General features: G+C 69.2%; 5 protein-coding genes and 1 pseudogene. 2 read left to right on the top strand and 4 right to left on the bottom strand.

The annotated features are described in order from the left end of the window. The first annotated feature begins 191 nt into the window (after positions 1 to 191). Positions 192 to 3,035: a hypothetical protein gene (locus tag ACFXDE_RS43380; protein WP_380499729.1), complete on the top strand. Its 2,844-nt coding sequence runs from the start codon at positions 192 to 194 to the stop codon at positions 3,033 to 3,035. A gap of 14 nt (positions 3,036 to 3,049) precedes the next feature. Beyond that, positions 3,050 to 3,916, top strand: coding sequence for an immunity 49 family protein (locus ACFXDE_RS43375; RefSeq protein WP_380499728.1), 867 nt, complete (start codon positions 3,050 to 3,052; stop codon positions 3,914 to 3,916). A gap of 76 nt (positions 3,917 to 3,992) precedes the next feature. Here the strand turns inward: ACFXDE_RS43375 and ACFXDE_RS43370 are convergent, their stop codons facing one another. From ACFXDE_RS43370 to ACFXDE_RS43355, 4 genes and pseudogenes are all read right to left on the bottom strand, one after another. After that, positions 3,993 to 4,544, bottom strand: a complete 552-nt coding sequence (locus ACFXDE_RS43370; RefSeq protein ID WP_380499727.1) for a hypothetical protein — start codon at positions 4,542 to 4,544, stop codon at positions 3,993 to 3,995. Beyond that, positions 4,541 to 6,355, bottom strand: coding sequence for a pentapeptide repeat-containing protein (locus tag ACFXDE_RS43365; RefSeq protein WP_380499726.1), 1,815 nt, complete (start codon positions 6,353 to 6,355; stop codon positions 4,541 to 4,543). The genes ACFXDE_RS43370 and ACFXDE_RS43365 overlap by 4 nt, the downstream gene beginning before the upstream one ends. Before the next feature lie 89 nt (positions 6,356 to 6,444). Continuing rightward, on the bottom strand, positions 6,445 to 7,338 hold the full coding sequence (locus ACFXDE_RS43360) for a pentapeptide repeat-containing protein (RefSeq protein ID WP_380499725.1): 894 nt from the start codon (positions 7,336 to 7,338) through the stop codon (positions 6,445 to 6,447). Next, positions 7,319 to 8,283: pseudogene (locus tag ACFXDE_RS43355) on the bottom strand (hypothetical protein); the annotation flags it as partial. The gene ACFXDE_RS43360 and the pseudogene ACFXDE_RS43355, both read right to left, overlap by 20 nt.

Here is an 8,283-nt window from a genome sequence, read left to right as displayed (position 1 = left end):
GACGGCGTGTCCGAGGAGTACCACGCCAAGGAGCTGCGCTGGAAGAACGTCTCCCAGGAGGTGCGCAACATCATCTCGCTGCTGCGCAAGACGCTTGAGGAGAACGACAGCACCGCGCAGCAGACGGTCGCCCGCGCCAAGACCGCGGTCGACAACATCGGCTGACACACGCTCGACACGGGGGGTAGGACGTGAGCGACGAGAATCCGGTGAACCCGGCCGAGGTGCCGGTCTTCACGGGCAACCTGGGCACTCTCGACGAGAAGGTCAAGTCGATCTCGACGGGCGGGGCGAAGATCGCCTCGGCCGCCGGGGACGTGCACACCAGCTTCGGCGCCCTGAGCGCGTTCTACAAGGCGCCCGAGGCCGACCAGCTGTTCGGGACGACGAAGCCGGTGTCGGACCTGGGCCTGAAGCTCAGCCAGGACGTCTGCACGATCTCGGGCGCGCTGGGGCAGTACTCCAAGGACGCGGCGCCGATCAGGGACAGGCTCAAGACCCTGAAGGACGAGGCCATCGCGTTCAAGGCGATGGCCGACAAGAACCACGACTGGCGCCAGGACGAGGACAAGGTCAAGGAGAACAACAACCGGCGCAACGACATCGCCGACGCCTGGACCCAGTTCCAGGGCGTCGAGCGGGACGCGTACGCCAAGATCGTCGCCCTGGTCGGCGGCAAGCCGCTGCGCGTCAACGACGGCTCCAACGCCGACGACATGTACGGCTACAACGCCAAGGACCTCAAGGACTCCAAGGACCTGCCCTGGGGCAGCGCCGTCGACCGCGACATCCCCTGGTGGGACTTGCCGGACCAGGTGATCGAGTTCGGCAAGGGCGTCATCATCGACGGCGTCTGGGGCACCATCAAGGGCCTGGGCACGCTGGTCGGCTTCGGCGGCTGGGACGCGTGCAAGCAGGCCTGGACCGGCCTCGCCAAGCTCGCGACGGGACTCGTCATCACGGGCATCCCGGGCGTGGGACCGGCGTTCTGGGCGATGCCGGACAAGGACCTGCCGTCCTGGCTGCGGGACTCGCGCACCGCCGTGAAGGAGACCGGCAAGGCGCTGGTGGCCTGGGACCAGTGGAGCTCGAACCCCTCGCGGGCGGCGGGCGCCGTCACGTTCAACGTGCTCACCACGGTGTTCACCGGCGGCGAGGGCGCGGCCGCGGAGGGCGCGGGCAAGGCCGGTCTCGCCGGGAAGGCGCTGTCCGTCGCGGGCAAGGTCGGCAAGGCCATCGACCCGATGACGTACGTCTTCAAGGGCGCCGGCTTCGGCATCTCCAAGGTCAGCGACGTCATGAAGGGCCTGAAGGGCATCACCGACTTCAAGATGCCCAGCATCAACCTCGACAAGGCGGTCTCCATCCCGGAGGGCGCCATCAAGCTCCCCGACGGCTCGTTCAAGCTCCCGCCCGGCGCCCAGATCCCCGAAGGCGCGATCAAGACCGCCGACGGCGGGATCAAGTTCCCCGAGAAGACCGTCGAACTCCCGCCCAACACCATCAAGTTGGAGCACGGCGGCAAGGTCGAGTACATGGACCCGCACGGCAACGTCTACGACGAGGCCGGCAACATCCGCCAGCACGGCGGCGAAGCGCCGAAGGAGAACTTCCCCGGCGACCACACCGGCGCGGACCACGACCCGGTCAAGCCCCACAACCCCGTCGTCCCGGCCAAGGCCAAGGTGCCCGAGATGGCGGGCGTCGGCGGCCGCGACGGCGTCATCAAGCTCGGCTCGGACCTCTCCGAACCGGTCCACGTCCCGGACCACGTGCCGGACCACGTCCCCGACCACCTGGCCCCCGGCGGCCACGCCCCCGACCACACCCCCGGCGGCCACGCCCCCGAGGGCCCCCGTAACGACCTCAACCCGTCCGGAGCCGGCCACGACGGCCCGGGCGCGGGTGGCCACGACGGCCCGACCACGGGCGGGCACGATGGCGCGGGCACGGGCGGGCACGACGGCTCGGGGACCGGCGGGCACGACGGTGCGGGCACGGGTGGGCACGACGGCACGGGCGGGCACGACGGCTCGGGGACCGGCGGGCACGACGGCACTGGTGGGCACGACGGCTCCGGAACGGGCGGCCACGGCCACCAGAACCAGGGCAACGGCCCGCACCAGGGCGAGCCGGAGATCAGTCCGGAGCGGCGCAAGGAGCTGATGGACAAGCACGTCCGGCTGGCCAACGATGATCCGGCCTGGTTCGAGGAGCACTACCGGGTCGACAAGAACGGTGTCGTCAAGCGTCAGAGCATCGATGCCCTCGTCGACGGCGTCGAGCTCCCGCAGCTGGCGAAGGACGCCAACGGCCACTACGTCGCCACCCACGACCTCCCGAACGGCCCGAAGGCGACCACCTTCGGCAAGAAGACGTTCGGGCTCGACACCGTCCCCGACGGAGCCCTCAAGCCTCTCCGGGATGCCGCGATGGACCGCCGTGTGTCGGTGAACCTGAACAACGCGGAGATCGCGCTGCACGACGCGACGACTCCCGAGGCGAAGGCGAAGGCCCAAACGGCGGTCGACGCGGCCCGGAAGGCGTTCGACGACCGGCTCCCCGGGGTCAAGAACAACAGCAAGATCTCGGAGGAGTTCGGTCACCAGGTCGCGGTCAAGCACGTGATCCCGCACAAGTTCCCCGAGGCCGAGATCATCGACCTCCCCAAGACTCCCAACGGCGCGAACATGTTCGACGGGGCGTACAAGCTCCCCAACGACGAGTACCTCCTGGTGGAGGAGAAGGCCCCGTCCAACGGCCCCGACTGGCGCCAGGGGAAGGCCGACCCCGACCCGCTTAATCCGGCGGAGGACCACGGCGGCGCCCAGGGCATGCGCGTCCAGCAGGGCACCCTGCCCTACGTCCGGACGATCCTGGCGGAGATGACCTCCCGCGGCGGACGGGACGCCGAGATAGCCAAGGATCTCCGTGCCGCGCTGAAGGCGGGAAAGCTGAAGTACGTGCTGGTCAAGGCCAGGGAAGACATCGCCGGCGCTTACGATGGCGGCGTGATGGAACAATTCCACCTCTAACCTGAGGACATCAGATGACAACGCGCGTTCCGCGCCACGAATTCCGCACGGACAATGCGGACCAGGCCATGGCACCGGTCATCGAGTCCGCCAACGAGGCCGTCGACGGCATCGAGACCTCCGAGTACGACCGTGCCGATGCGCTCGACATGACGCTCGCCGCGGCGGACTGGCGCTGCGCGAAGGACCCCAGGGCCGGTGCCCTGGGGACCTGGGAGGCGTGGGTGCTGGCCATGCAGACCGGGTCCGCCCTGTTCGCCGCCGGCACGGCGAAGGACGGCCCGGTGGAGTGCCGGGTCGGCGTCGAGGGCGAGGTCCGCAAGCTTCCCGCGACCGGGCCGCAGGACTACCTGAACGCGGGCAGCTGGCTGAAGGCGTTCTACCTCGCGGTGATCTGTCGCGAGGACGACCGCATCGACCAACTCGCCCAGGTGCCCGTCGAGTTCCTGCGCGCGTCCGGGATGGAGTTCGACGAATACGTCTACCACTGGATCCGGGCGCTCCAGCTCGCCTGGTCCGGCGATCCCCAGACCTGGGAATCCCTCGTCGCCGCAATCAAGGGAACGGCTCCGGAGGACGCGCGGATCGCCGGCGCCGAGTTGATGCTGAAGATCCTCTACCCGCCGCTGGAGCTCTTCCAGCTCTACCTGCGCCGCGAGGGCGAGGCCTTTAACAAGTCCCTGGCCGACGCCCTGACTTGGCACAAGGAGTACTGGACCGCGAACGAGGCCCGCTCGGTCAACGCCACCGGCCTGGTCGCCCTCGCCCCGCTCGCGATCGCCTGCCTCGCCCACGACGCCGACATGCCCGTCGACGTCGAGTCGGAGTACCTGCCGCACCACCTGCTCCGCCGTGGCTGGGTCGGCGAATTCCCGACGTAGACCCCGGGGAAGTGCCTGTCGGCCCGACCACCGAAATGGTGGTCGGGCCGGCGCGGCTTTCGGCCCGTTCGAGCGGTCAGGACTTTCCCGAGGCTGTCGCCCGGGCGTCGAGGGCGTCGAGCGCGGACCGTTCGAGCTGGACGACCGGCTCGGTGCTCAGGTGGTCCTGCCACGTCCCGAGGGGGACGCGCAGGGTGGCGAAGTCGGCGACCCGGTTCTCGATGACCAGGCACCAGCCTCCCCGCTCCAGCATCAGCAGCAGCGGCTCGAAAGGGTCGGGCAGATCGGGCAGCCGCACCGTCGACGTGTCGAGCAGTGCCGCCCAGCGCAATGCGGCGCGGCACACGCCCTTCGCCCGGATGTGCCAGACGTTTGCTTCCAGGAACGCATCGAGTTCGGCGGCGAGCTCCGCGTCGATCCGGACGTGCGGGTCGACGTGCACGGCGAGGTCGACGAAGGGCCAGTTGCGGTCGGCCTGGTACGCCTGTGCCCAGAGCGCCGAGCGGCGGAGGTACTCGCGGAACAGGCGCGAGCGCGAAGGGGCGTGGGCGTAGGCGGCATCCTCGTCCCACCAGTCGATGGCGGTGAGACGGTCGAGCGTTGCCCGGGCTCGATCGCTCTGCGTCATCGGTCCTCCTCGTGGGCCTGCTTGACGCGCTTGATGAAGGCGTCGGCTTCGGCCCTGGTGATCTCGACGTGGTCGATGTCGTTGTGGCCGAGGTAGTAGAGGCGGAAGTATTCGGTCGGCTCCCAGCGGAGGTTGCGGGTGTAGGCCTCGTCGTAGTCGATGCCGTCCGCCGAACTGCGGCGCGCGATTCCGCTGGGGTTCTCGCGGGATTCGCCGCTGTGGAGCTTCGCGTAGTAGACGAAGCCGCTGAGGACTTCGACGTCGGCGCCCTGGTCGGCGAACCACCGCTGGAGGGCGACGCCGTCGAGTTCCTGCTCGGTGTCGCCGGTGACGACGGTGATGGGGCCGAAGAGCGTGCCGGACAGGCCGCGGAGCACGGTGTGCTCGTCGACGGTGACGATGAACGAGGTGTTCGCCGTGGTGGCGTCGGACAGATCGGCGCCGCGCAGGTCGACCTGGAGGAGGGTGGCGTTGGTGAGGTCGGCGCGGCGGAAGGTCGCGGCGGTGGCGTCGACGTCGATCAGGGAGGCGGAGGTAAGGCTTGCGCGGTCCAGGCAGGCGGAGCGCAGGGCGGCCCCGTCCAGGGTGGCCCTGACCAGGACGGCGCGGGTGAGGTTCGCGCCGGTCAGGTCGGCCTTCTCCAGGCGGGCGTCCCAGAGCCCCGCATCGGCCAGGGAGACGTCGGCGAGCACGGCGCGCGTGAGCAGTGCGCCGTCGAGGTGTCCTTCGGAGAGGTCGGCTCCGCGCAGGTCGAGGCCGGTGGCGTCCAGCGGCTCGCGGTTCGCTGCCGTCACCCAGGCACCGAGGCGAGCGGCGGCCTCCTGGTCCAATGGCAGGCTCTTCGTCGACCACGCGGCGCGGTTGCGCAGTGTCGCCAGGGCGACCGGGCCTTTGGTGTCCTCCGGTGCGCGGCCGGTAAGTTCGGTGAGCGCCCGGATGGGTGACAGCTTGCGGTCGTGGGCCGAGCTCAGGCGGTCCAGCCAGGCCTGGGCGGCGCGATAGCGCTCCTCGTTGTCGACGTCGACGGGCTCGAAGCTCGCGGCGTTCTCGGCTTCGGCCGCCCAGAGGTAGCCGAGTGTGCCGTGCTCGTCGGCGATCTGGACGAACCGCACGTCGCCGTCCGTCGTGCGGCGGTAGTCGCTGCCCTCGTAGCCGGGTGTTTGAGTGAACCTGCCGTACCGGCGGAGCAGTTCGAACCGCGACCACGTGTCGGACGGGGCCCCGTCCCGGTCGAAGTGGGGGTCGACGCCGGTTTCGGTCGGTGTGCCGAAGTACGTCGGGTCCTCGGGGTCCATGTCGGAGCCGAGGGCTTCGGTGAGCTCGGCGAGGGCAGCGGCGAGCCGGGGCGCGTTCGCCTCGTGGACGGCGGGCTGGGGTCGGCCTCTGAGGTCGAAGGGCAGCCAGGCGTCGGAGAACGTCGTCAGGTCCACGGCCGCGAAGTCCGTGTACGTGGACACCGAGAGACGGAACAGGCCTTCTGTACGGACGTCGCCCGCAGGGCTGAGCAGCATGCCGGCCGGGGAGATCGTGGCGTCGACGGAGCCGATCGGGCCCGGTCGCAGGGCGGAGCGGACCACGGCCGCCAGTTCCTCGGGTGAGCCGTTCGCGGGGAGCTCGCCCTCGTACAGCTTCTCGCACGGCTTGCCGGACTCCGCGACGGTGAGACGGATCCTGGGTTCGCCGGTCACCAGCCGGTGAGAGGCGAGGACGGCCCGTGCGGTGAGCAGATCGGTGAGGCAGCGGAGGAGCTCGTCCTCACCTTCGATGAAGTCGCCCCAGGTCCAACGGGCGACCGGCGTACTGGCGATCACGGTGCCACCTCCGGTGTGAACGTACGAAATCCGATGGCCCGACCGCCGGAGTGGTGGTCGGGCCATCGGGCGTCCATGAGTCCCGGAGGTCAGCTCTCCTGGGACGGGCTGCTGAGTGCCTGCTTGACGCGCTTGATGAAGGCGTCGACCCCGGCCCTGGAGATTTCGGCATGGTCGATGTCGTTGTGGCCGAAGTAATACCGGCGCAGGTATTCGGTCGGTTCCCAGCGCAGGTTGCGGGTGAAGGCCTCGTCGACGTCGATGCCGCCGACAACGCGGCGTCGCATGACCCCGTGGGGATTTTCCCGCGTGTATTTTCCGCTGAACATCGCGTAATACGTGACGGGTTCGCCGCTGAGTACCTCAACCTCGGCGCCGCGTTCGCTGAGCCATTTCTCGAGGGCGACGCCGTCGAGTTCCTGCTCGGTGTCGCCGGTGACGACGGTGACGGGGCCGGACAGCGTGCCGGACAGACCGCGGAGCACGGTGTGGTCGTCCACGCGAACCTTGAACGAGGTGTTCGCCATGGTGGCGTCGGACAGGTCGGCGCCGCGCAGGTCGACACGGAGGAGGGAGGCACCGGGGAATTCGGCGTTCCGGAAGGTGGCCTCTCGGGCGTCGACCCCGTACACCGAGGCCGACGTCAGGTCGGCGCCGTCCAGGCATGCGGACCGCAGCGTGGCTTCGTCCAGAGAGGCCTTGACCAGGCTGGCGCGGGTGAGGTTCGCGCCGGTCAGGTCGGCGTTCTCCAGGTTGGCGCGCCAGAGCTCCGCACCTGCCAGGGAGACGCCGGCGAGCACGGCGTAGGTGAACCACGCCGAGGTGAAGTCCCCGCCGGAGAGGTTGGCTCCGCGGAGGTCGAGCTCAATGGCCTCCAGAGCCTTGCCATCGGACGCCGTGACCCACGCGCCGAGCTGTGCTGCCGCGTCCTGGTCCAGGGGCAGGCTCTTCGGATACCACCTGTCAGGGATACCAGATGACACGATCGCCCCAACCCTTCTGTTCGATGACGGCCTTGAGGTCGTCGATGGCAGCCTGATTAGCGTTGCGCATATCCAGGATGACGATTCGGCCCTTTTCGACGATTTGATCGTCGAGCTTTTCGACGAACTTTTCATTGTGAGCTGGGTTGTAGGCTCCGCCGAACGGCTTGCTCCGGTCGCGCTGATTGTTCAGCGGGGGCCAATCCGAGTGCACGCCCTTGATGTCATAGTACTCACCATTACTCGGCACATAGAACTCGCCGAGGCCTCGCTCCGGGGGACGCTGCATGTCGGGGGGAAGCTTGCCCTGCTCGCGCAGGTCCAGCCCGACCCGGGCCTCGTCGCTCGAACCCGGGTTGACCTTCCAGCTCTTGTCCGGGTCCTTCTCCAGCTCGCTGAAGTCGTCCGGGAAGCGCTCTTCGAGCTCCTTGAGGCGCTGCTCGATCGCGATCTTTTCCTGCGGGGTCAGTTCGGTCGGCGGCGTGTTCGGGGCTGCCTCGCCGGCAGCGGGGGGCTGCTGATCGCCGTCGTGGCCGCCGGTGGTCGGGTGGTCCGAGTCGCCGGTGTGGTCGCCAGTTCCGGTGTGGTCACCGGGGGTGTGGTCGCCACCGCCCGTGTGGTCTCCCGGAGTGTGGTCGCCACCGCCCGTGTGGTCTCCCGGAGTGTGGTCACCGGGGGTGTGGTCCGTGCCGTTGGGGGTGTGGTCTCCGTCGGGCTTGGGGTGTTCGGTGCCGGGGTTGTGGCCGGTGCCGTGGGGTTCGTGGGTGGTGCCGGTCGGGATGTCGTGGACGGGCTCGGTGGGGAGCTTGATGTCGGCGGCGCCGTCGGGGACGTGGACCTTGCCGAAGACGTCGGCCTGTTCGGCCTTGATGACATCGAGCTCGTGGGGGGTGAGGCCGGGGAGGCGTTCCTTCTCGTAGAGGACGTGGCCGTCCATCTTGGCCT

This window comes from Kitasatospora sp. NPDC059408 (assembly GCF_042751525.1).
GTDB lineage: Bacteria > Actinomycetota > Actinomycetes > Streptomycetales > Streptomycetaceae > Kitasatospora.
Note: the sequence above shows the minus strand (reverse complement) of the source record. Positions and strands in the feature narration are given on the sequence as shown.

Bases quoted from the DNA above. Each gene is read 5' to 3' on its own strand.
- ACFXDE_RS43370 (WP_380499727.1), bottom strand. From the start codon at position 4,544: ATGACGCAGAGCGATCGAGCCCGGGCAACGCTCGACCGTCTCACCGCC.
- ACFXDE_RS43375 (WP_380499728.1), top strand. From the start codon at position 3,050: ATGACAACGCGCGTTCCGCGCCACGAATTCCGCACGGACAATGCGGAC.